At 62.9% G+C, this 19,763-nt stretch carries 20 protein-coding genes; 9 read left to right on the top strand and 11 right to left on the bottom strand.

What is annotated here, in order from left to right; all coding sequences use genetic code 11:
• Positions 1 to 144: 144 nt before the first annotated feature.
• The 6 genes from rbfA to JQK88_RS06750 all read left to right on the top strand — a co-directional run bounded on the left by rbfA (position 145) and on the right by JQK88_RS06750 (position 6,747).
• On the top strand, positions 145 to 564 hold the full coding sequence (gene rbfA, locus JQK88_RS06725; RefSeq protein ID WP_112566397.1) for a 30S ribosome-binding factor RbfA: 420 nt from the start codon (positions 145 to 147) through the stop codon (positions 562 to 564).
• On the top strand, positions 564 to 1,529 hold the full coding sequence (gene truB, locus JQK88_RS06730; protein ID WP_203277809.1) for a tRNA pseudouridine(55) synthase TruB: 966 nt from the start codon (positions 564 to 566) through the stop codon (positions 1,527 to 1,529). The genes rbfA and truB overlap by 1 nt, the downstream gene beginning before the upstream one ends.
• 43 nt (positions 1,530 to 1,572) lie before the next feature.
• Positions 1,573 to 2,667, top strand: coding sequence for a magnesium/cobalt transporter CorA (corA, locus tag JQK88_RS06735; protein WP_192249979.1), 1,095 nt, complete (start codon positions 1,573 to 1,575; stop codon positions 2,665 to 2,667).
• A 175-nt stretch (positions 2,668 to 2,842) separates the two neighbouring features.
• A complete protein-coding gene (gene rpsO / locus JQK88_RS06740; RefSeq protein ID WP_281401875.1) occupies positions 2,843 to 3,217 on the top strand; it encodes a 30S ribosomal protein S15 in 375 nt (124 codons plus the stop codon).
• A gap of 278 nt (positions 3,218 to 3,495) precedes the next feature.
• Positions 3,496 to 5,643 (top strand): polyribonucleotide nucleotidyltransferase, encoded by a 2,148-nt coding sequence (gene pnp, locus JQK88_RS06745; protein ID WP_112566388.1) that lies wholly within the window; start codon positions 3,496 to 3,498, stop codon positions 5,641 to 5,643.
• 90 nt (positions 5,644 to 5,733) lie between these two features.
• Positions 5,734 to 6,747, top strand: coding sequence for a class I SAM-dependent methyltransferase (locus JQK88_RS06750; protein ID WP_203277810.1), 1,014 nt, complete (start codon positions 5,734 to 5,736; stop codon positions 6,745 to 6,747).
• Positions 6,748 to 6,778: 31 nt separating this feature from the next.
• Here the strand turns inward: JQK88_RS06750 and JQK88_RS06755 are convergent, their stop codons facing one another.
• From JQK88_RS06755 to fabA, 4 genes are all read right to left on the bottom strand, one after another.
• A complete protein-coding gene (locus tag JQK88_RS06755) occupies positions 6,779 to 8,332 on the bottom strand; it encodes a putative bifunctional diguanylate cyclase/phosphodiesterase (protein WP_203277811.1) in 1,554 nt (517 codons plus the stop codon).
• A gap of 305 nt (positions 8,333 to 8,637) precedes the next feature.
• Positions 8,638 to 9,450: an enoyl-ACP reductase FabI gene (gene fabI, locus JQK88_RS06760; protein ID WP_203277812.1), complete on the bottom strand. Its 813-nt coding sequence runs from the start codon at positions 9,448 to 9,450 to the stop codon at positions 8,638 to 8,640.
• A 31-nt stretch (positions 9,451 to 9,481) separates the two neighbouring features.
• Positions 9,482 to 10,702, bottom strand: coding sequence for a beta-ketoacyl-ACP synthase I (gene fabB / locus JQK88_RS06765; RefSeq protein ID WP_203277813.1), 1,221 nt, complete (start codon positions 10,700 to 10,702; stop codon positions 9,482 to 9,484).
• Positions 10,703 to 10,826: 124 nt separating this feature from the next.
• Positions 10,827 to 11,342: a 3-hydroxyacyl-[acyl-carrier-protein] dehydratase FabA gene (gene fabA / locus JQK88_RS06770; RefSeq protein WP_023669566.1), complete on the bottom strand. Its 516-nt coding sequence runs from the start codon at positions 11,340 to 11,342 to the stop codon at positions 10,827 to 10,829.
• Between the two features lie 346 nt (positions 11,343 to 11,688).
• On the opposite strand from fabA, the gene irrA reads away from it, so the two are divergent.
• Together irrA and JQK88_RS06780 are read left to right on the top strand one after the other, a co-directional pair.
• Entirely contained in the window at positions 11,689 to 12,120 is a 432-nt protein-coding gene (gene irrA / locus JQK88_RS06775; RefSeq protein WP_192249994.1) for an iron response transcriptional regulator IrrA, read from the top strand.
• Positions 12,121 to 12,131: 11 nt separating this feature from the next.
• On the top strand, positions 12,132 to 12,491 hold the full coding sequence (locus tag JQK88_RS06780; protein ID WP_203277814.1) for a DUF4260 domain-containing protein: 360 nt from the start codon (positions 12,132 to 12,134) through the stop codon (positions 12,489 to 12,491).
• Positions 12,492 to 12,512: 21 nt separating this feature from the next.
• On the opposite strand, the gene JQK88_RS06785 is transcribed toward JQK88_RS06780, so the two are convergent.
• Entirely contained in the window at positions 12,513 to 13,070 is a 558-nt protein-coding gene (locus JQK88_RS06785) for an SH3 domain-containing protein (RefSeq protein ID WP_112560553.1), read from the bottom strand.
• 157 nt (positions 13,071 to 13,227) lie between these two features.
• Here JQK88_RS06785 and JQK88_RS06790 point away from each other — a divergent pair, with 157 nt between their 5' ends.
• Positions 13,228 to 14,229 (top strand): 2-hydroxyacid dehydrogenase, encoded by a 1,002-nt coding sequence (locus JQK88_RS06790; protein WP_203277815.1) that lies wholly within the window; start codon positions 13,228 to 13,230, stop codon positions 14,227 to 14,229.
• Positions 14,230 to 14,241: 12 nt separating this feature from the next.
• Here the strand turns inward: JQK88_RS06790 and JQK88_RS06795 are convergent, their stop codons facing one another.
• The 6 genes from JQK88_RS06795 to dnaN are packed head-to-tail and all read right to left on the bottom strand — an operon-like array spanning position 14,242 to position 19,505.
• Positions 14,242 to 14,655: an aconitase X swivel domain-containing protein gene (locus JQK88_RS06795; RefSeq protein ID WP_203277816.1), complete on the bottom strand. Its 414-nt coding sequence runs from the start codon at positions 14,653 to 14,655 to the stop codon at positions 14,242 to 14,244.
• Positions 14,652 to 15,905: an aconitase X gene (locus JQK88_RS06800; protein WP_203277817.1), complete on the bottom strand. Its 1,254-nt coding sequence runs from the start codon at positions 15,903 to 15,905 to the stop codon at positions 14,652 to 14,654. The genes JQK88_RS06795 and JQK88_RS06800 overlap by 4 nt, the downstream gene beginning before the upstream one ends.
• Positions 15,902 to 16,390, bottom strand: a complete 489-nt coding sequence (locus tag JQK88_RS06805; protein WP_203277818.1) for a GNAT family N-acetyltransferase — start codon at positions 16,388 to 16,390, stop codon at positions 15,902 to 15,904. Before JQK88_RS06805 ends, JQK88_RS06800 begins: the two co-directional genes overlap by 4 nt.
• Positions 16,391 to 16,394: 4 nt before the next feature.
• Positions 16,395 to 17,150: a molybdopterin-synthase adenylyltransferase MoeB gene (locus JQK88_RS06810; protein ID WP_203277819.1), complete on the bottom strand. Its 756-nt coding sequence runs from the start codon at positions 17,148 to 17,150 to the stop codon at positions 16,395 to 16,397.
• Between the two features lie 31 nt (positions 17,151 to 17,181).
• Positions 17,182 to 18,327 carry a DNA replication/repair protein RecF gene (gene recF, locus JQK88_RS06815; RefSeq protein WP_203277820.1) on the bottom strand — a complete coding sequence of 382 codons (1,146 nt, stop codon included), beginning with the start codon at positions 18,325 to 18,327 and terminating at the stop codon, positions 17,182 to 17,184.
• Between the two features lie 59 nt (positions 18,328 to 18,386).
• On the bottom strand, positions 18,387 to 19,505 hold the full coding sequence (gene dnaN / locus JQK88_RS06820; protein ID WP_203277821.1) for a DNA polymerase III subunit beta: 1,119 nt from the start codon (positions 19,503 to 19,505) through the stop codon (positions 18,387 to 18,389).
• Between the last annotated feature and the right edge of the window lie 258 nt (positions 19,506 to 19,763).

Consider the following 19,763-nt stretch of genomic DNA (forward strand, 5'->3'; position numbering starts at 1 on the left):
GGTGGTCGAAAGACCGCCGCCCTAACTTTAATGCCTGTCGCCCAAAAGTGCGTAGCGGTTTTGGGATAAACGACATGCATAAAACAAGTATGAGACGTGCGGCACGGTCCCATCCCGCGCCTCACGCTTTCAGGATTGAGAACAATGCCCCGTCCAACCGTCTCCAGCCCATCCCAGCGCATGTTGCGCGTTGCCGAACAGGTGCGCCATGCACTCTCCGAAACCTTGCAGCGCGGCGAGATCATCGATCCGCTGATCGAGAATACCGTGGTGTCGGTCTCGGAAGTGCGCATGTCGCCCGACTTGAGGGTTGCCACTGCTTTTGTCTCGCCGCTCGGCGCCAAGGATACCGGTGCGGTGATCGACGCGCTCAACAAGCACGCGAAATTCGTCCGTGGCCGCGTCTCCGGCGCGCTGCGGCAGATGAAGTTCATGCCGGAGTTCCGCTTCAAGCTCGACACGTCCTTCGACAATTTTGCCAGGATCAACGATCTCTTGAAGTCGCCCGAAGTCGCGCGAGACTTGGGCGCCGATGGCGAAGACAAGAACAAGGACGAGAAATAGTGGGGCGCCGCGGCAAGAAGAAGGGCCGGCCGATCTCCGGCTGGGTGGTGCTGGACAAGCCGGTCGGCATGGGCTCCACCGAAGCCGTCTCCAAGATCAAATGGCTGTTCCAGGCCGAAAAGGCCGGCCACGCCGGCACACTCGATCCGCTGGCCTCCGGCATGCTGCCGATCGCGCTCGGCGAGGCGACCAAGACCGTGCCTTACGTCCAGGACGGCGCCAAGATCTATCGTTTCACAGTCGCCTGGGGCGAGGAGCGCTCGACTGACGACCTCGAGGGTCCGGTAACGCAAAACTCCGACCGGCGTCCGGCCGAGGCCGACGTCAGGGCGCTTCTGCCGAAATACACCGGCGTCATCATGCAGACGCCGCCGCAATTCTCGGCCATCAAGATAGCGGGCGAACGCGCCTACGACCTCGCCCGCGAGGGCGAGACGGTCGACATACCCGCGCGGGAGATCGAAATCGGCCGCCTCGATATTGTGGAGCACGCCGCCGACCGCACCCTGTTCGAGGTCGAATGTGGCAAGGGCACCTATGTGCGCTCGCTGGCCCGCGACATGGGCCGCGACCTTGGCTGCTTCGGTCATATCGCCGAACTACGCCGGGTTGAGGTAGAGCCGTTCACCCAGGAAGATTTCGTCACCGTCGCTGAGTTGGAGGCCGCCCGTTTCGGCGAACAGCGCGAAGCTGACGGCGACGCCGATGTTGTCGATGCGCCGATCGACTTCGGCGCCATCGATGCGCTGCTTGTCGATACGGCGGCCGCGCTCGACTGCCTGCCGCAGATCGCCATCAGCGACGAAGCGGCGACCAAGATTCGTCTTGGCAATCCCGTCATCATCCGCGGTCGCGACGCGCCCGTGGAAGCCGAGGAAGCCTGCGCCACCGCGCGCGGCAAGCTGGTCGCCATAGGCGCCATCGAGCAAGGCATGTTCAAGCCGAAGCGGGTCTTTGCCGGCTGACCACTCTCGTCTAGTTTCACTCGAGGTTACATCCGAGGGGCAGATGGCAAAGGCTGAGGCTGTGAAGAAGCGGGCGCCGGTGAAAACGCGGCGACCGCCGGTCGGCGCTTCGCCAGGCACGCTGATCGCCGATCCGGCGGCGCGCCGCTCCGAGCTCCGGCTGACGCTGATCTCGCCGGAAAAATTCAAGACCATCGACAAGGCCAGCATCGATGATCTCAACACCCATTGCGACAACTGGCCGGTCGTCTGGCTGGATTGCACCGGGCTGGCCAACATCCAGCTGATCGAGGAGATCGGCCGGATTTTCAACCTGCATCCGCTGGCTCTGGAAGATGTCGTCAACACCGGCCAGCGGCCGAAGGTCGATTTCTTCGAGGATCACGCCTTCGTCGTCATGCGCATGATCGACGACGTCAAGGTGCATCGCTACGAGCAGATCGCGGTGTTCTTCGGCAGGAATTTCGTCGTCACCTTCCAGGAGCGCGAAGGCGATCCGTTCGATCCCGTGCGCAAGCGCATTGCCGCCTCGCTGCCCAACCGCTTGCGGATGCGCGGCGCCGACTATCTGGCCTATGCGCTCATCGACGCCATCGTCGACAGCTATTTCCCGCCGATTGAGGCCGCGAGCGAGGAGGTCGACGGCATCGAGGACGAGATGCTCAACACCCCGCACAAGCATCAGATGCGGCAACTGCACGAATTGCGGCGCGACGCCAATGTGCTCAAGGGCGTGCTGTGGCCGATGCGCGATGCGCTGGCGACGCTGATCCGCAACGACGTGCCCTATGTGAAGCCCGAAACGAAGATCTTCTTCAACGACACGCTCGACCACGCACTGCGGCTGATCGAGCTGGTCGAGAACCAGCGCGACATGCTGACCGGCCTGATCGAAATGCATCTGTCGCTGAGCCAGGCGCGCACCAACGATGTCATCTCTTACCTGACCATCGTCTCGGTGATCTTCATGCCGTTAACCTTCCTGGTTGGTATCTGGGGGATGAATTTCGACCCTGAAAGCTCGCCATGGAATATGCCGGAACTGAAAGCCTATTATGGCTACCCGGCTTCGCTGCTGTTCATGCTGGCCGTTGCTGTCGGCCTGATCGTCTTCTTCAAACGCAAGAAGTGGCTCTAATGCATGTCGCCCAGAAGTGTCAGCGGTTCTGGGCGACATGCAGAACAAAGATCTCACGCGCGTACCCCACGCGCTTGAGGCCTCCGGCATCAGGGAAATCTTGAATTCCCCAGCGAAAGCCTGCGACAAGCCGGCTTTATGAATTGGGCTGGTGTTTTCCAGGGAATTGCCCTATATGCGCCGCAGCATCGCGCCATGTCGCGTTGCTTGCACCGGCCCCTGCTGGACGACATCCCGGCTGAGGGCGACCCGTTTCCTCAAACAGATAAGGAAAAACACGATGTCGATTACTGCCGAGCGCAAAAAGGAATTGATGGGTGAATTCGCAACCGCCAAGGGCGATACCGGGTCTCCGGAAGTCCAGGTGGCCATCCTTTCCGAGCGCATCAAGAACCTGACCGACCACTTCAAGGACCACAAGAAGGATAACCATTCCCGCCGTGGTCTGCTCGCTCTCGTCTCCCAGCGCCGCAGCCTGCTTGATTATCTCAAGCGCAAGGATGACGCGCGCTATCAGACGCTGATCGAGAAGCTCGGTCTGCGCCGTTGACGAATTGACCGGCGGGCTTTCTTCGGAGAGTCCGCCGGTCGCGCATTCTGCCAGTCGCATCGATTGGCCAGACCCGGTTTCGAGCGTGCAGAGGGCCACTCGAAACCGCCCATGGACGGTCATGGGGCAGGATTGCAGGACGCTCGTGCGCTGACCAGCGCCGAAATTTACCCGAGCTTCCCGTTGTCTTGCCCGTGGCTGCCCGAGAAAGGAAGCCAGGGAAGGGCATCCGCGCACCGTGAAACGGCGCGGCCCTTTCCGCTTATTAAGGACAAGACATGTTCAATCACCACAAAGTGGAAATCGAATGGGGCGGTCGTCCGCTCATCCTGGAAACCGGCAAGATCGCGCGTCAGGCTGACGGCGCGGTGCTCGCGACCTACGGCGAAACCAAGGTTCTCGCCACCGTCGTTTCGATGAAAGAGCCGAAGCCGGGCCTCGATTTCTTCCCGCTGACCGTCAACTACCAGGAAAAGACCTACGCCGCCGGCAAGATCCCGGGCGGCTACTTCAAGCGCGAAGGCCGTCCGAGCGAAAAGGAAACGCTGGTTTCCCGTCTCATCGACCGCCCGATCCGCCCGCTCTTCGCCGATGGCTACAAGAACGACACCCAGATCGTCGTCACCGTCGTCCAGCATGACCTCGAAAACGATCCGGACATCCTGTCGATCGTTGCCACCTCGGCCGCTCTGACGCTCTCGGGCGTTCCCTTCATGGGCCCGGTCGGCGGCGCCCGCGTCGGTTACATCAACGGCGAATATGTGCTCAACCCGCATGTCGACGAGATGCAGGAATCCAAGCTCGACCTCGTTGTCGCCGGCACCGCCGACGCCGTTCTGATGGTCGAGTCCGAAGCCAAGGAACTTGGCGAAGAGCTGATGCTCGGTGCCGTGATGTTCGGCCACAAGGGCTTCCAGCCGGTGATCGACGCCATCATCAAGCTGGCCGAAGTTGCCGCCAAGGAGCCGCGCGATTTCACGGCGCCGGATTATTCCGCGCTTGAAGCCGAGATGTTGAAGATCGTCGGCGACGAGCTCAGCAATGCCTACAAGAATGTCGACAAGCAGAAGCGCTACGCCGCCGTCGACGCCGTCAAGGCGAAGGTCAAGGCAGCGTTTGCCCCGGCCGAAGGCGAAGACGCCAAGTACACGTCCGAGCAGATCGGCTCGGTGTTCAAGGAACTCCAGGCCAAGGTCGTGCGCTGGAACATCCTCGACACCGGCTCGCGCATCGACGGCCGTGACCTCAAGACCGTCCGCAAGATCGTCTCCGAAGTCGGCGTTTTGCCGCGCACTCACGGTTCGGCGCTGTTTACCCGCGGCGAGACCCAGGCGCTGGTCGTTGCCACGCTCGGCACCGGCGAGGACGAGCAGTATGTCGATTCGCTGACCGGCATGTACAAGGAGAAGTTCCTCCTTCACTACAACTTCCCTCCCTACTCCGTCGGTGAGACCGGCCGCATGGGTTCGCCGGGCCGCCGCGAAATCGGTCACGGCAAGCTCGCTTGGCGCGCCATCCGTCCGATGCTGCCCTCCGCTGACCAGTTCCCCTACACGCTGCGTGTCGTCTCGGAGATCACCGAGTCCAACGGCTCGTCGTCGATGGCGACCGTCTGCGGCACCTCGCTGGCGCTGATGGATGCCGGCGTGCCGCTGGCCAAGCCCGTCGCCGGTATCGCCATGGGCCTGATCAAGGAAGGCGAGCGCTTCGCGGTTCTGTCCGACATCCTGGGTGACGAAGATCACCTCGGCGACATGGACTTCAAGGTCGCCGGTACCGCCAACGGCATCACCTCGCTGCAGATGGACATCAAGATCGAGGGCATCACCGAGGAGATCATGAAGATCGCGCTGGACCAGGCCAAGGATGGCCGCCAGCATATCCTCGGCGAGATGGCGCATGCTCTGACCGGCGCCCGCCCGGAACTCGGTGAGTTCGCACCGCGCATCGAGGTCATGCACATCCCGACCGACAAGATCCGCGACGTCATCGGCTCCGGCGGCAAGGTCATCCGCGAGATCGTCGAGAAGACTGGCGCCAAGATCAACATCGAGGATGACGGCACGGTCAAGATCGCTTCGTCGAACGCCAAGGAGATCGAGGCGGCCAAGAAGTGGATCCACACCATCGTCGCCGAGCCGGAAGTCGGCGAGATCTACGAAGGCACGGTCGTCAAGACCGCCGACTTCGGCGCTTTCGTCAACTTCTTCGGCCCGCGTGACGGCCTCGTTCACATTTCGCAGCTTGCCAACGACCGGGTCGCCAAGACCTCGGACGTCGTCAAGGAAGGCGACAAGGTCTGGGTCAAGCTGATGGGCTTCGACGAGCGCGGCAAGGTCCGCCTGTCGATGAAGGTCGTCGACCAGGCCACCGGCAAGGAAATCGTCCGCGACAAGAAGGCCGAAGGCGAAGAAAACGCCGCCTGAGCGGTCTGATAGTGAAATTGAAACGGGCGCGGCATAGGTCGCGCCCGTTTTCGTTTAAGACCCGGTTTGTTTCAGGCATGAGATCGAAGAATGGCCGCTGAGCCGCTGAAGACACTGTTCCATCCCTTCGAGGCCGAGGCGCTGCCTCTGCCGCAAAAGGGCGAACGTGTGCTGTTCCTCGGCGCCGAGCCCGGCTTCCGCCTGCCGGGAGGTTTTGAGGCGGCGCTTCACCTCGTGCAGGGCTTCCGGCCGCATTTCCGCGTGCTGGAGCGTGCCGGCAACACGGTGACGCCGCGTCAGGAAGGCGATGCATTCGATGCAGCGCTCGTCCTCGTCGGTCGCCATCGCGGCCAGAACGAGATGCGCATAGCCGAGGCGATCGAACGCGTTGCACCGGGCGGCCTGATCGTTGTCGCCGGCGGCAAGGAGGACGGCATCGACAGCCTGCGCAAGCGCATCGACGAGCTTGTGCCGCTCGAAGGCCATCTGCCGAAACATCACGGCATTGCCTTCTGGCTTCGCCGTCCTGTCAATCTGGTCGCTGCGGAAAAACTCCGGATCGCCAACCCTGTCGCGCTGATCGATGGCCACTTCCGCACCGCGCCCGGCATGTTTTCCTTCGATCGCATCGACGCCGGCTCAAAGCTTCTGGTCGACAACCTGCCCAAAGACCTGCGTGGCAAGATCGCCGATTTCTGCGCAGGTTGGGGCTATGTCGCTGCCGAGATTGCGGCAAGTTCACCCGGCATAACCGGGCTCGACCTCTACGAGGCGGATTTCGACGCGCTTGAGGCGGCCAAAAACAATATCGGCAACATAGGCTTTGAGGCGGGCTTCTTCTGGATCGATCTGCTGAGCGAGCCGGTCGAGCGGCGCTATGACGTGATCGTCATGAACCCGCCCTTCCATCGCAGCCGGGCGGCCGAGCCGGAAATCGGCGCCGGCATGATCCAGGCGGCAGGCAAGGCGCTGAAGCCGGGCGGGCGGCTGTTCATGGTGGCAAACCGCCAGCTGCCTTACGAACCGGCTCTGAAGGCCGTATTCTCCAGCCATTCCGAACTCGCCCGCGACGGCATGTTCAAGGTCTTTGCCGCGCGTCGATAGGACAACTTCCGGAAGGCAGCGTAGCGCCGCCTCAATGCATGCTGACGATGCGCGCCGGCTCGTGGACGGGAATGGTCGCTCTGATCTCGCCGGGCTTGATCTTGAGCGGCGCCGGCCTGCCGAACAGATAGCCTTGCACCATCTCGCAGCCGGCCGCTCGCAAGAGCGTCGCCTGGTTCTCGGTCTCGACGCCTTCGGCGATGATGCCGACGCCGAGCGCCCGTGACAGGCCGACGATGGTGGAGACAACAGCACCCGAATTGGAATCGGTGTCCATGCGGCTGATGAAGGAGCGGTCGATCTTCAGCTTGCCGAAGGCGAAGTCGATCAGATAGCTCAGATTGGAATAGCCGGTACCGAAATCGTCGACGGCCACCGAAATGCCCATGTCGGCAAGCTGCCGCAGGATGATGGCGGCGCGGTCGCGGTCCTGCATCATCGCCGTCTCGGTCAGTTCGAGCTCCAGCCGTGACGGCTTGATGCCGGTGCTGGCCATCGTGTCGCGCACGATACCGACGAAATCCTTGGTCATGAACTGGACCGGCGAGATGTTGACGGCAACAAAGCAGTCCTCGGGCAAATGGCGGGCATCGCTGCAGGCCTTGTGCAGCACCCAATTGCCGATCGGGTGGATCATGCCGGTCTCTTCGGCGATCGGAATGAACTCCATCGGCGGGATCATGCCCCGTTCCGGATGTTTCCAGCGGATCAGCGCCTCGTAGCCGACGATGCGGCCGCTCGGAAGATCAAGCTGCGGCTGGTAGTGGAGGTCGAAATCGCCGCGGTCGAAGGCGATGTGCAGCTCGGATTCGACCCAGTGGCGGTAATCGGCTACCTGGCCCATGTCGGAATGGAAGACCGCCCAGTTGCCCACCCCGCCGGCGCGCGCATTCTGCAGCGCTAGGTTGGAGCGGCGCAGGACGAGGACGGGATCGACGCCGTCCTTCGGCATCGCCACGATGCCCACCGACAGGCCGACCGATTGCAGGTGGGAATCGAGCTGGTAGGGCTTCAGCATCTCCTCGATCAGGGTTTCGACGGTGGCTTCCATCGATCCCTGCATCTCATGTTCCGAGACGAGGATGGCGAACTCGCCGGCGCCGATGCGCCCCATCACCGTGCCCTCGGGCATGCAGGCCCTCAGTCGCTTGGTGAAGGCGCGGATCAGTTCGTCGCCATGGCTGTAGCCGATCGCGTCGTTGATCTGTTTGAAGCGGTCGATGTCGATGTCGATGAGGAACACCGGCTCGCCGGTCTTGATCGTCGCCGACGCAGCATCGGCAACCTTGCCGACCATGGCTGGCCGCGCCAAAAGCCCGGTCAGCTTGTCGAAATGGGTTTCGTTGAAGACGTAGTCCACCGATTCGTCAACGCCGGCGAAGAAGGACAGGGCCGCACCGGCGGCGGCCAGTGCGCATAAAGCCGACGCGATGCCGACCATGGTTCCTGCCTGCATGCCGGCAAAGCCGTCACCGAAACCGAACTGGAGACCCCAGAGCCCGAGAACGAAACTGCCAAGGCCCGACGCGGCGACGGTGAGCAGCCGGAACACAGGTGTTCGCTTCGGATTGCTGACAGCAGGCATTACTCGGTCCCTGTCGCATGATCTCGAAAATCAACTCGACTTTCCGGAAAGATCACATGCAAATTCATAAATCCTAAAGCATCCCTTTGCGCCCAGAAAGAACGCGCAGTGCCCTAGCCATAGGACTTATAGCGGATATCTCCTTAAAATGAGTTTCCGCCAATGCATCTAATTTTACCGGAAGAATTGGAGCATGATCGCGAAAAGTGATCTCAGCTTTTCTCGGGCAAACGGGAACCGTTTGTCCAGAGATCATGCTTAACCAAAAGAGATAGAGCCCCGATTTCATCGGGATGGAACGGGCTCTAATCGCGTCCGCTGTCCGTCTGCTTCAACTCATCCAGTGTTGGCATGGACACGATGTGATAGCCGGAATCGACATAATGGATCTCGCCGGTGACGCCTGACGAGAGGTCGGACAAAAGATAGAGCGCCGAGCCGCCGACCTCGTCGATGGTCACTGTGCGGCGCAGCGGCGAGTTGCGCTGCTGGTAGGAATACATGTGCCGCGCGTCCGAAATACCTGCGCCGGCCAGCGTACGCACCGGCCCCGCCGATATGCCGTTCACCCTGATGCCGCGCGGGCCGTAATCATTGGCGAGATAGCGCACACTGGCCTCCAGCCCGGCCTTGGCGACGCCCATGACATTGTAGTTCGGCATGACGCGGACAGAGCCGGCATAGGTCAGCGTGATCATCGCGCCGCCATCGCTCATCAGCGGGGCGGCATGGCGAGCAATCTCGGTGAACGAATAGCAGGAGATGACCATGGTGCGGACGAAATTGTCGCGGCTGGTGTCGGCGTAGAGCCCCTTGAGCTCGTTCTTGTCGGAAAAGCCGATGGCGTGGACGACGAAGTCGAGCCCGCCCCATTCCTTGCCGAGCGTCTCGAAGGTGGCCGCAACCGAGGCGCTATCCTCGACGTCGCAGGGCACCACCAGTGACGCCCCGAGCTTTTCGGCGAGCGGCTTGACCCGGCGCCCGAAGGCATCGCCCTGATAGGTGAAGGCGAGCTCCGCCCCGTGTTCGGACAATTTCTTGGCGATGCCCCAGGCGATCGAATGATCGTTGGCGACGCCCATGACAAGCCCGCGCTTGCCCTTCATCAGTCCGTCCATGGCCGGCAATCCTTATATAAAAGCGCTGGCCTTATACGGAATAGCGCTGGAAAACGAGCGTTGCGTTGGTGCCACCGAAACCGAACGAATTGGACAAAACCGTGTCGATCCTGGCGTCGTCGATACGCTTGCGCACAATCGGCATGCCCTCGAATTCCGGATCGAGGTTTTCGATATGGGCGCTTTCGCCGATGAAGCCGCCTTGCATCATCAGGATCGAGTAAATCGATTCCTGCACACCGGCGGCGCCCAGCGAATGGCCGGTCAGCGACTTGGTTGAAGTGATGAACGGCATCTTGTCGCCGAACACCTCGCGGATGGCGCCCATCTCCTTGGAATCGCCGACCGGCGTCGAGGTGCCGTGAGTATTGATATAGTCGACCGGCGTCGACACCGTCGCCAGCGCCTGGCGCATGCAGCGCACCGCGCCTTCGCCGGACGGCGCCACCATGTCGTAGCCATCCGACGTCGCGCCGTAGCCGACGATCTCGGCATAGATCTTGGCGCCGCGCGCCTTGGCGTGTTCGAGTTCCTCCAGGATGAGGACGCCCGCGCCGCCGGCGATGACGAAACCGTCGCGATTGGCGTCGTACGCGCGGGACGCCGTTGACGCCTTGTCGTTATACTTCGACGACATCGCGCCCATGGCGTCGAACAGGTCCGACATCGTCCAGTCGAGGTCTTCATGGCCGCCGGCAAACATCACATCCTGCTTGCCCCATTGGATCAGCTCGTAGGCATTGCCGATGCAATGCGCGGAGGTCGAGCACGCCGACGAGATCGAATAGTTGACACCGTGGATCTTGAACCAGGTGGCGAGCGTCGCCGACGCGGTCGACGACATCGCCTTCGGCACCGCGAACGGACCGATGCGCTTGGGGCTGCTGTTCTTGAGTGTGATCTCGGCCGCCTCGACGATGGTGCGGGTGGACGGACCGCCCGATCCCATGACGATGCCGGTGCGCTCATTGGTGATGTCGCTTTCGCCAAGGCCGGCGTCGGCGATGGCCTGGTCCATGGCGACATGGTTCCAGGCTGCACCCTGGCTCAGGAAGCGCATGGCGCGCCGGTCGATCATGGCCGACGGGTCGAGCGTCGGCGCGCCCCAGACCTGGCAGCGGAAGCCGTGTTCGGCGAAGGAGTCGGAGAAGCTGATGCCGGATTTGGCATCGTAGAGCGAGGATTGCACCTCGTTGGCATTGTTGCCGATCGACGATACGATGCCGAGGCCTGTGACGACGACCCTTCTCATTCGAAACTCCTTCCAGCGGATGATCCCGAAACCGTAGCCGGTTTTGGCCAGCGATCATACGCAAAATCAAAATGCTGCAGCGTCATTGCGCGTTCTGGGAAACGCCCTGCTGCAGTGGCGCCGGTCAGGCGGCCGATTGCTTGGACAGCCCCACCTTGAGGTCTGTCGCCGCGTATATGGGTTCGCCGTCGGCCTTAAGCCAGCCATCGGCGATGCCGAGTACCAGGCGCCCGCGCATGACGCGCTTGAAATCGATGCCGTATTCGACCTTCTTGACCGATGGCGTCACCATGCCCTTGAATTTCACTTCGCCGGTCGACAGCGCCATGCCCTTGCCCGGTTCGCCGAGCCAGCCGAGGTAGAACCCCGTCAATTGCCACATGGCGTCGAGGCCGAGGCACCCCGGCATGATCGGATTGCCGATGAAATGGCAGGCGAAGAACCACAGGTCCGGCTTGATGTCGAATTCGGCGCGGATGAAGCCCTTGTCGTGGGCGCCGCCGGTCTCGCTGATCTCGGTGATGCGGTCGAACATCAGCATTGGCGGGTAGGGCAACTGGGCGTTACCGGGCCCGAACAGCTCGCCGCGGGCACAGGCCAGCAATTCCTCATAACCGTAGCTGGATTTCGAACCCGCCATCAATCTCGTCCCCATAATAGTCCCGGGCGGTGGGCGCCCTTGTCGTTGGTTTCCTAACACAATCCATTTCGAGCCGGAAACCGGCGTTTGCGCTTAACCCGCCCGTCTGCCCGGGTCAATGCGCGCTCTCGCATCGGCCCGGAAATCGATTTCGATTTCCGGAAAGCCCGATGCGACGCCAAAAAAGTCATAGAGCGCACTTAGTGCGTCCAACTGGACGCACGTCGCTCTATTGATCGCATTCGGCCAACAGAATATATGTCGAGAGGTGTCCAGTTTCGGTCGATGACGTTTTTTCGCCACTCTGGGGGTGTCTTGAGGCGGAACTGTGGGCTTGGACGAATAGATGGATCTGGGCTGCCGGAAGGAAAATGTCGCTGTGGACAAGCGGGTTCGCGAAGCCGGCCTAAGGCCGACGCGCCAGCGCATTGCGCTGGCCGATCTGCTTTTTGCCAAAGGCGACCGCCACCTTTCGGCCGAGGAACTGCATGAGGAGGCGATCGCCGCCGGCGTGCCGGTTTCCCTTGCCACCGTCTACAACGCCCTTCACCAGTTCACCCAGGCCGGGCTGCTGCGCATCCTCGCGGTCGAGGGGTCGAAGACCTATTTCGACACCAACACCTCCGATCACCATCATTTCTACATCGAAGGCGAAAACAGGATCTTCGACATCGAAAGCGGTCCGGTGACCGTCTCCAACCTGCCGGAGCCACCCGCGGGCATGGAGATCGCCAATGTCGACATCGTGGTGCGGCTGCGCCCGAAGCGCGGCGCCTGAATAGCACATCAATGAAACCGGTCGATCTGGTGATCCGGCTCGAATGGGCCGCCGTCGCAGTGGTGGGCATCGTCCTGTACGCGCTGTCGGGTACTTCCTGGTGGCTATTTGCCCTGCTCATCCTGGCGCCTGACCTGTCGATGCTGGGCTATCTCGCCGGGCCGCGCGTTGGCGCCGTCGCTTACAACGCCTTGCACATCCTGATTGTCCCGCTTTTCCTGGCGCTCGCGGGATACTTCCTGGCCAATTCCATGGCAACGGCAATCGGGCTGATCTGGATTATCCACATCGCGGTCGACCGTGCTCTCGGCTACGGTTTGAAATTGTCGAGCGGCTTCCAGGATACCCATCTCGGCCGCATCGGCAGATAGGCAGCTATCCCGGGCTTAGGTTCAGTTCTTGACGTGCTCGCCGGGATAGGCGCCCCAGACCTGCGACTGGGCGATCCAGCCGGTGTGGCCGTCGAAGGTCATTTCGCACCACTGGCCATCGCAGGTTTTGATCGTGCCAGTCACGCCCGGCTCGATGATGGCGACGACGCTGGCGTCCTTGTCCGCATCGTCGAGCAGATTGATTCGGCCACCTTTGCTTCGCTGCCAGGGTGCGACGATCGCGGTGCGGCGGCCTGACAACAGCGACTGGTTGATCCAGCCCTCCGAGCCATCGGCGTCGCGCACGCGCCTCCAAGTATCGAATTCCTGGATGATTTCCATAGGCAGGCCGGCCTTGGTATACATCCAGTCGACGGAATAGTTGGCGCCCGGGCCGACGCGTGAGTTGACGCGGGCCGATTTCAGGCTGACGAAACGCGGCAGCGGCAGGCCGCTCGGCCCAAGCGTCACCGTCTGCGCAGGTGCGGCAGCACCTTGCGCCGCGGCTTGCGGGGAATGCAGGAGAGCGCCGAGAAGCGCTGCGCTGAGGACCAGGCGAAGCGACGCGAAACCAGACACTTTCGTTCCTTTCGGCGCCTGCCCTTTGGTCACGGCGCCCCTTTTTCTTTGTCTTCGGCGGCACCGCTTGTTACAGGAGTGGCAGGCACCGCGACCGGTATTCAGTTTCGCCTGTCTTGGTTAAAGAGGTCTCAACGAGATCGGGTTCGAGGAAACAATGGCAGGCAAAAAACGGCCTCTCGTCGTCATCACGCGCAAGCTCCCTGATCCGGTCGAGACCCGCATGCGCGAACTCTTCGACGCCAGGCTGAATGTCGAGGACAGGCCGATGACGCAGCCGGAGCTGGTCGCGGCGGTCAAGGAAGCCGACGTGCTGGTGCCGACCATCACCGACCAGATCGATGCGGCGCTGATCGCCCAGGCGGGCGACAATCTCAAGCTGATCGCCAATTTCGGCAATGGTGTCGACAAAATCGACGTGGAGGCGGCAGCCAAGAAAGGCATCACCGTCACCAACACGCCGAACGTGCTGACCGAAGACACCGCCGATATGACCATGGCGCTGATGCTGGCGGTGCCGCGTCGGCTGGCGGAAGGCGCCAATGTGCTGACCGGCGACAAGAAATGGGCCGGCTGGTCGCCGACCTGGATGCTCGGGCGGCGCATCTGGGGCAAGCGCCTCGGCATTGTCGGCATGGGCCGCATCGGAACCGCGGTCGCCAGGCGCGCCAAGGCCTTCGGCCTGTCAATCCACTACCACAACCGCCATCGCGTGCTGCCGGCGGTCGAGGAAGGACTGGAGGCGACCTATTGGGAAAGCCTCGACCAGATGCTTGCCCGCATGGACATTATCTCGGTCAATTGCCCGTCGACGCCGGCCACCTTCCATTTGCTGTCAGCGCGGCGGCTGGCGCTGTTGCAACCCACCGCTTACATCGTAAACACCGCGCGCGGCGACATCATCGACGAGGAGTCTCTGGTCAAGCTGATCCAGGACGGCAAGATCGCCGGCGCCGGCCTCGACGTCTACGAGCACGAGCCGGCGCTAAACTCGAAGCTGCTGAAGCTCGCCGCCAAGAACAAGGTGGTGCTGTTGCCGCATATGGGCTCGGCGACACTCGAAGGCCGCATCGACATGGGCGAGAGGGTGATCATCAATATACGCGCCTTCTTCGACGGCCACCGTCCGCCGGACCGCGTGCTGCCGCTCAGGACCTGAAGTCGATGGCGTTCAGATAGCGGTTGTAAGAGCGCCGTCGTCAGCGACGCTCACCCGCCTTCCACGGTAGGCCGCGAACGCATCGCGCTCCAGCCTGAGCGCCACTGGCGTCCGCCAGCCCATTTCCCTGCCAACAATCAACCCGAGCAGCAAGATCGCGTCCGGTTCGTGCAGCACGAGCGCCGCCGGCGCATGGCCGTTGTGGACGAGTTCCATCAGCACGGCGGAGGCGGAGGACGAACCGATCGTGCCGGGTAGGAACAGCACGCGGCCGGCAATGGTCTCGCCATGCTGCGGGTGGCGGACATCGGCGATGCGGCCGCTCTGCGGATCGACGCCGCCCCAGAAGCTGATCGGCGCGGTCAGCACCAGCGCCTCGCCTTCGCCGGCTCGACCCGGCACCAGGATTTCGGCCAAGGCGCTCATGCGGCAATATCCGTAAAGAACGGCTTACCGATGACGGCGCTTTCCACGCAGTCGGCCAGCGATCCGTAAAGCACGGCGTAGCCGGTATTGCCCGGCGCGTATTGCGCGAACTTTCCCGAATTGGTCATCAGCACGCCGCCGGCAAGCTCCGGCAGGATCGGCGTCACCACAACACAAGTGTCGGCGACGATGACCACGCCGCTCGCCTCGAGCGTCTTGCGCTGGCCGTTCCGTTCGAGCGTCGTGAGCACATGGCGGCCGGTGCAGGCGTAAATCGGCACGTGAAGCCGCCGCCCAGCGATCAACCGCTCCAGCGCATCGAATTCGGCCGAAGACAAATGCGGACTGCCGATCGCCACCGCATCGATGGCGGTTTGAGTGATTGCGGTGGACAGGCCGGCGCGGGCCTTCGCGGCCATTTCCGGCGTGACATGGATCACTGTTTCCGGCCTGCCGCCGACCAGGATGGTCTCGGCGTCGGGTGCCTCAGGCGTGACGCCGGCAATGTGGAAGAGACCGACTGCGCCTGACGATGCCGCCGCCGCGCCGAAGGCTTTCAGCGCGTCCTCGCCGGGATGGTGGGATACACCGGTGACGACGCCGACGGCATTGCCCACCTCACGGCCGTAGAGGCTGCCTAGTACGGGCCAGGCGATCTCCGAACCGAGGAACGAGGCGGAGAGGCCTGAAACATCGAACACCAGCCGCGCCTGCCGGTTCTCGACGCGGTGCAGGCCGTAATCCGGCGCCCGGCCCGATATGGCGCAAGCAATGTCCAAAAAGTCGCCGTAACGGTTGGTGCGCGCGCCGAGCACCGAATTGCAGAAGACCACTGCGTTGGATTCACCCCAGGCGACGTCAGTGCCCTGGGCTGGCCTGTGGCCGGCCTGATAGGGCGCGCAGGTCCAGCTCTGCTCGCAGCCCAGCTTGCGGTAGGCCTCCATCATCCGCCGCGCCATGCCGCGCGCCGGCTCTTCGAGGCGCACGCGCGAGCAGCCCATCAAATCGAGTGCGCCGACATTGAGCGTCGAGCGCACGGCAACGCGCGCGCCGCCCTCGACCAGCCTTTCGGCGAACAGCGTGCCGGAATCGCCGTGATAGAGCGCGCCGTCTATATGCGCCGAGGCGATCGGGATCAGCCGCGGCGCGCCAAGCAGCGCAGCACTTTCGACAACGATGCGCATTGCCATCGCAGTCCCGTCATGGCCGGCGGCGACTGCTTGCTCCTGTGCGCCGAGGGCGAGGCTCACTTGAGCTCCTTGCGCATGGTGATCGAAGTCGGCCGGTCATAGCCCTGATGCGCGGTGCGCCCGATTTCGTGAAAGCCGAGACGGGCAAAGGTCGCGTGATTTGCCGTAAGTTCGATCCGTGTCTGAAGTTCGATGGCTGGCTTGTTGCGGCTGCGGGCAAAATCCTCGACAGCCTGCATCAGCCGCCTGCAGATGCCTTGCCCCTGAAATTCAGCTTCGACGGCGAGCTTGCCGACATAGAAATCGGCGGACCTCTCCAGCGCGAAAACGCAACCGGCGATCCGGCCATCCTGCAGCGCCAGGAACGCCGTCTCCTGGCCGGCCTTGTCCCGGAGATTCTCGACATTCAGCAGATGCGCCGATGAGGGCGGGTCGATGACGCCATCCATCGGCGCAAAGGCCCGCAAGATCAGGCTGAGCAGTTCGTCCCAGCGATCGAAGCCGGGGGCAAGCTGCGTGACCAAAACGCCGATGGAGCGATCCATACGATCAGCTTCTCTTGTAGCGGATCGTATCGAAGCGCGCCGACAGCGCATCGTAGAGCAGCAGCCGGCCGACCAGCGGCTCGCCGATGCCGGTGATCAGCTTGATCGCTTCCATCGCCTGCAGCGTGCCGATGACGCCGGTCAGCGCGCCGACAACGCCAGCCACCGCGCAGGACGGCACCAGCCCTTCCGGCGGCGCTTCGGGAAAGAGGTCGCGATAACTTGGGTTAGGTCTGCCGTCGGCGCCGGTGTCGAACGGCATCAGCACCGTCACCGAGCCGTCGAAGCGGCCGACGGCGGCGTGCACCAGCGGCCGCTTTTCCGCCGCGCAGGCATCGGCCACGACATAGCGCGTCTCGAAATTGTCGGAGCCGTCGACGACGATGTCGTAGCGCGCAATGAGCGCAGCGGCGTTCTCGGCCGTCAGCCTGAATTCGTGCTGTTCGACAGCGACATGGGGATTGATACGGGCGATCGCCGCCTTGGCGCTCCCGGTCTTTGCGGTGCCGACCGTGTCGGTGGCATGGATCACCTGCCGCTGCAAATTGGACAGCGAGACGATGTCGTCGTCGACAATGCCGAGCGTGCCGACGCCGGCGGCAGCAAGATACTCCAGCACCGGCGCGCCGAGCCCGCCGGCGCCGATGACCAGCACCCGCGCCCGCTTCAGCCTCTGCTGGCCGGCGCCGCCGATCTCAGGCAGCACGATGTGGCGGGCGTAACGTTCAAGCTCTTCGTCGGTGAGGGCGGCAGGGGTCATTGCCGGACCATATAGTGGAAGGAAAATCTTGTCAGGGGGCTTCGGTTGGCCCAACCGTTCCGTGGTCGACCGTGAGGAATTGCGCGCGTCCTCTAAGGCTGGAAAACAGCGAGGCGTCGGTTCCGGTCATGAAGGCCTGGCAGTTCAGCTCTTCCAGGATCGAGAACAGTGCGGCGCGCCGGCCGGCGTCGAGATGGGCGGCGATCTCGTCGAGCAGCAGGATCGGTGTCATCCCCGACATCTCGCCGGTCAGCCTCGCATGCGACAGCACGATGCCGACCAGCAGCGCCTTCTGCTCGCCGGTCGAGCAGAGTTCGGCCGGCATCGCCTTGGGGCGGTGGCGCACGAGAAGATCCGAACGGTGCGGACCGTCCAGCGTGCGTCCGGCAGCGCGGTCGCGCTCGCGGCCTTCGGCGAGGGCGGCGCGATAGCGTTCCTCGACGTCGACCGCTGGCGAAGTGGCCACATCGCTTTCCAAGTCGCCGAACAGGCTGATATCGGCTTGCGGAAACGGCCCGCTGGACGGCAGCCTGTCGATCATGGCGGCGAGCAGGCGCACCAGTTCGGCGCGCGCCGCGGCGATCGCCACGCCGGTCTCGGCCATCTGCGTCTCGATGGCATCGAACCAGGCGCTGTCGCGCGAGCCTTCCGTAAGCAATCGGTTACGCCCGCGCATCGCCTTCTCATAGTCGAGCGCGCGCTGGCCGTGGCCGGGATCGATTGCCAGCACCAGCCGGTCAAGAAAGCGGCGGCGGTCGGCGGCAGGTCCCGGGAACAGGCCGTCCATGGCCGGCGTCAGCCAGACGACGCGCAGCCATTCGAGCATGGCATCGGCCGAACGCGCCGGCGCGCCATTGATGCGCACCTTGCGGCCGCCCTCACCGGCCGCTTCGCCCCCGGTGATTCCGGTGCCGATCTCGACCTGGCCCTCCGGTCCGTCGAGCCTTGCATGCAGCGCAAAGCCACCATCGCCGCCTTCGCGGGCCACGTCGGCATAGGGTGCGCGGCGCAGGCCGCGGCCGGGCGTCAGCAGGGAGATGGCTTCCAGGAGATTGGTCTTGCCGGCGCCATTGTCGCCGGAAAACACCACGGCGCCCGGGGAAAGGTCGATCGACAACGCCGCATAGTTGCGGAAGTTCGTAAGTGTAAGCTTACTTATATGGCTTTGCTGGGGCAACCGCTATCCGCCTGTAGAAGTCGCCGCAGCCGTCACGCCGAAGGTTTGCCGCAGCGCGGCTACACCCGCATCGGCATCAGGACGTAGAGCGCGGTTTCGTCGGCCATGTCGTGGATCAGCGTCGGCGAACCGGCATCGGCCAGCATGAATTTCGCTTCCGTGCCGGTCAACTGGGCGGCGACGTCGAGCAGATATTTGGCGTTGAAGCCGATCTCGATCGGGTCGGACGAATAGTCGGCGGCCAGTTCCTCGGTGGCGCTGCCAGAATCCGGATTGTTCACCGCAAGCGTCACCTGGCCCTCGGTAATTGAAAGCTTCACCGCGCGGCCGCGTTCGGAGGAAATGGTCGAGACGCGGTCGACGGCGGCGGCAAAACTCTGGCGATCAATGATCAGCTTCTTGTCGTTGCCGGTCGGGATGACCCGCTGATAGTCCGGGAAGGTGCCGTCGATCAGCTTCGAGGTCAAAACCACGCTGCCGATGGTGAAGCGGATCTTGGTGTCGGACAATTCGGTGGTGACAGCGACATCCGGATCATCGACCAGCTTCTGCAACTCGCTGACCGTCTTTCGCGGAATGATGATGCCCGGCATGCCTTCGGAACCCGCCGGGGCGTCGATCTCTGCGCGCGCCAGGCGGTGGCCGTCGGTCGCCACGGAGCGCAGCTTCAGCTTGCCGCCGGTCTCATGGGTGTGCAGGTAGATTCCGTTCAGATAATAGCGCGTCTCTTCGGTGGAGATGGCGAACTGCGTCTTCTCGATCAGGCCTCTCAAGGCGACGGAATCGAGCCGGAAGATGTGCGAGAACGACCCGGCCGAAAGCTCGGGGAAATCGGACTGCGGCAGGCATTGCAGGCGAAAGCTTGAGCGGCCCGACGTCACCGTCATGGCATTGCCGTCCTCGTCGGTCTTCAGCATCACCTCGGCGCCGTCGGGCAGTTTGCGCACGATGTCGTAGAGCAGGTGCGCCGGAACCGTCGTCGCCCCGCCGCGCTCGACCTTTGCAGGTGTCGCTTCGGTTACTTCGAGGTCGAGGTCGGTGGCTTTCATTTCAAGGCTGGCGCCCTCGGCGCTGAGCAGCACGTTCGACAGGATCGGTATGGTGTTGCGCCGTTCGACCACGCGATGAACATGGTTGAGCGACTTCAGGAGATTTGACCGTTCCAGGATAACACGCATGACGAAACAGGCTCGCTTGAATGAATGAACGGGTCACCAGTGGGCGGCGCCCCGCGAAAGGTCTGAACAGGCTCAGAATCTATGCAAACTGACAGGAAAAAGCCGTTAAACGCAAGCCCGCGCCACCGGTTCGCGCCGGTTACGCGGGCTTTCTGGGGATAAAGCGGGCAATGGCCGCCAACCTATGCATGCCGCCCAAAAGTGCGCAGCGGTTTTGGGACAACGACATGCATCAAAAAGGACTATGTCGCCCAAAAG

Source organism: Mesorhizobium caraganae (assembly GCF_016836705.1).
Classification (GTDB): domain Bacteria; phylum Pseudomonadota; class Alphaproteobacteria; order Rhizobiales; family Rhizobiaceae; genus Mesorhizobium; species Mesorhizobium caraganae.

Bases quoted from the DNA above. Each gene is read 5' to 3' on its own strand.
- irrA (WP_192249994.1), top strand. From the start codon at position 11,689: ATGGATCTGGGCTGCCGGAAGGAAAATGTCGCTGTGGACAAGCGGGTT.
- rbfA (WP_112566397.1), top strand. From the start codon at position 145: ATGCCCCGTCCAACCGTCTCCAGCCCATCCCAGCGCATGTTGCGCGTT.
- JQK88_RS06780 (WP_203277814.1), top strand. From the start codon at position 12,132: ATGAAACCGGTCGATCTGGTGATCCGGCTCGAATGGGCCGCCGTCGCA.
- JQK88_RS06810 (WP_203277819.1), bottom strand. From the start codon at position 17,150: ATGACCCCTGCCGCCCTCACCGACGAAGAGCTTGAACGTTACGCCCGC.
- JQK88_RS06755 (WP_203277811.1), bottom strand. From the start codon at position 8,332: ATGCCTGCTGTCAGCAATCCGAAGCGAACACCTGTGTTCCGGCTGCTC.
- JQK88_RS06790 (WP_203277815.1), top strand. From the start codon at position 13,228: ATGGCAGGCAAAAAACGGCCTCTCGTCGTCATCACGCGCAAGCTCCCT.
- JQK88_RS06750 (WP_203277810.1), top strand. From the start codon at position 5,734: ATGGCCGCTGAGCCGCTGAAGACACTGTTCCATCCCTTCGAGGCCGAG.
- JQK88_RS06795 (WP_203277816.1), bottom strand. From the start codon at position 14,655: ATGAGCGCCTTGGCCGAAATCCTGGTGCCGGGTCGAGCCGGCGAAGGC.
- fabI (WP_203277812.1), bottom strand. From the start codon at position 9,450: ATGGACGGACTGATGAAGGGCAAGCGCGGGCTTGTCATGGGCGTCGCC.
- fabA (WP_023669566.1), bottom strand. From the start codon at position 11,342: ATGGCGGGTTCGAAATCCAGCTACGGTTATGAGGAATTGCTGGCCTGT.
- rpsO (WP_281401875.1), top strand. From the start codon at position 2,843: ATGCGCCGCAGCATCGCGCCATGTCGCGTTGCTTGCACCGGCCCCTGC.
- corA (WP_192249979.1), top strand. From the start codon at position 1,573: ATGGCAAAGGCTGAGGCTGTGAAGAAGCGGGCGCCGGTGAAAACGCGG.
- fabB (WP_203277813.1), bottom strand. From the start codon at position 10,702: ATGAGAAGGGTCGTCGTCACAGGCCTCGGCATCGTATCGTCGATCGGC.
- dnaN (WP_203277821.1), bottom strand. From the start codon at position 19,505: ATGCGTGTTATCCTGGAACGGTCAAATCTCCTGAAGTCGCTCAACCAT.
- pnp (WP_112566388.1), top strand. From the start codon at position 3,496: ATGTTCAATCACCACAAAGTGGAAATCGAATGGGGCGGTCGTCCGCTC.
- JQK88_RS06805 (WP_203277818.1), bottom strand. From the start codon at position 16,390: ATGGATCGCTCCATCGGCGTTTTGGTCACGCAGCTTGCCCCCGGCTTC.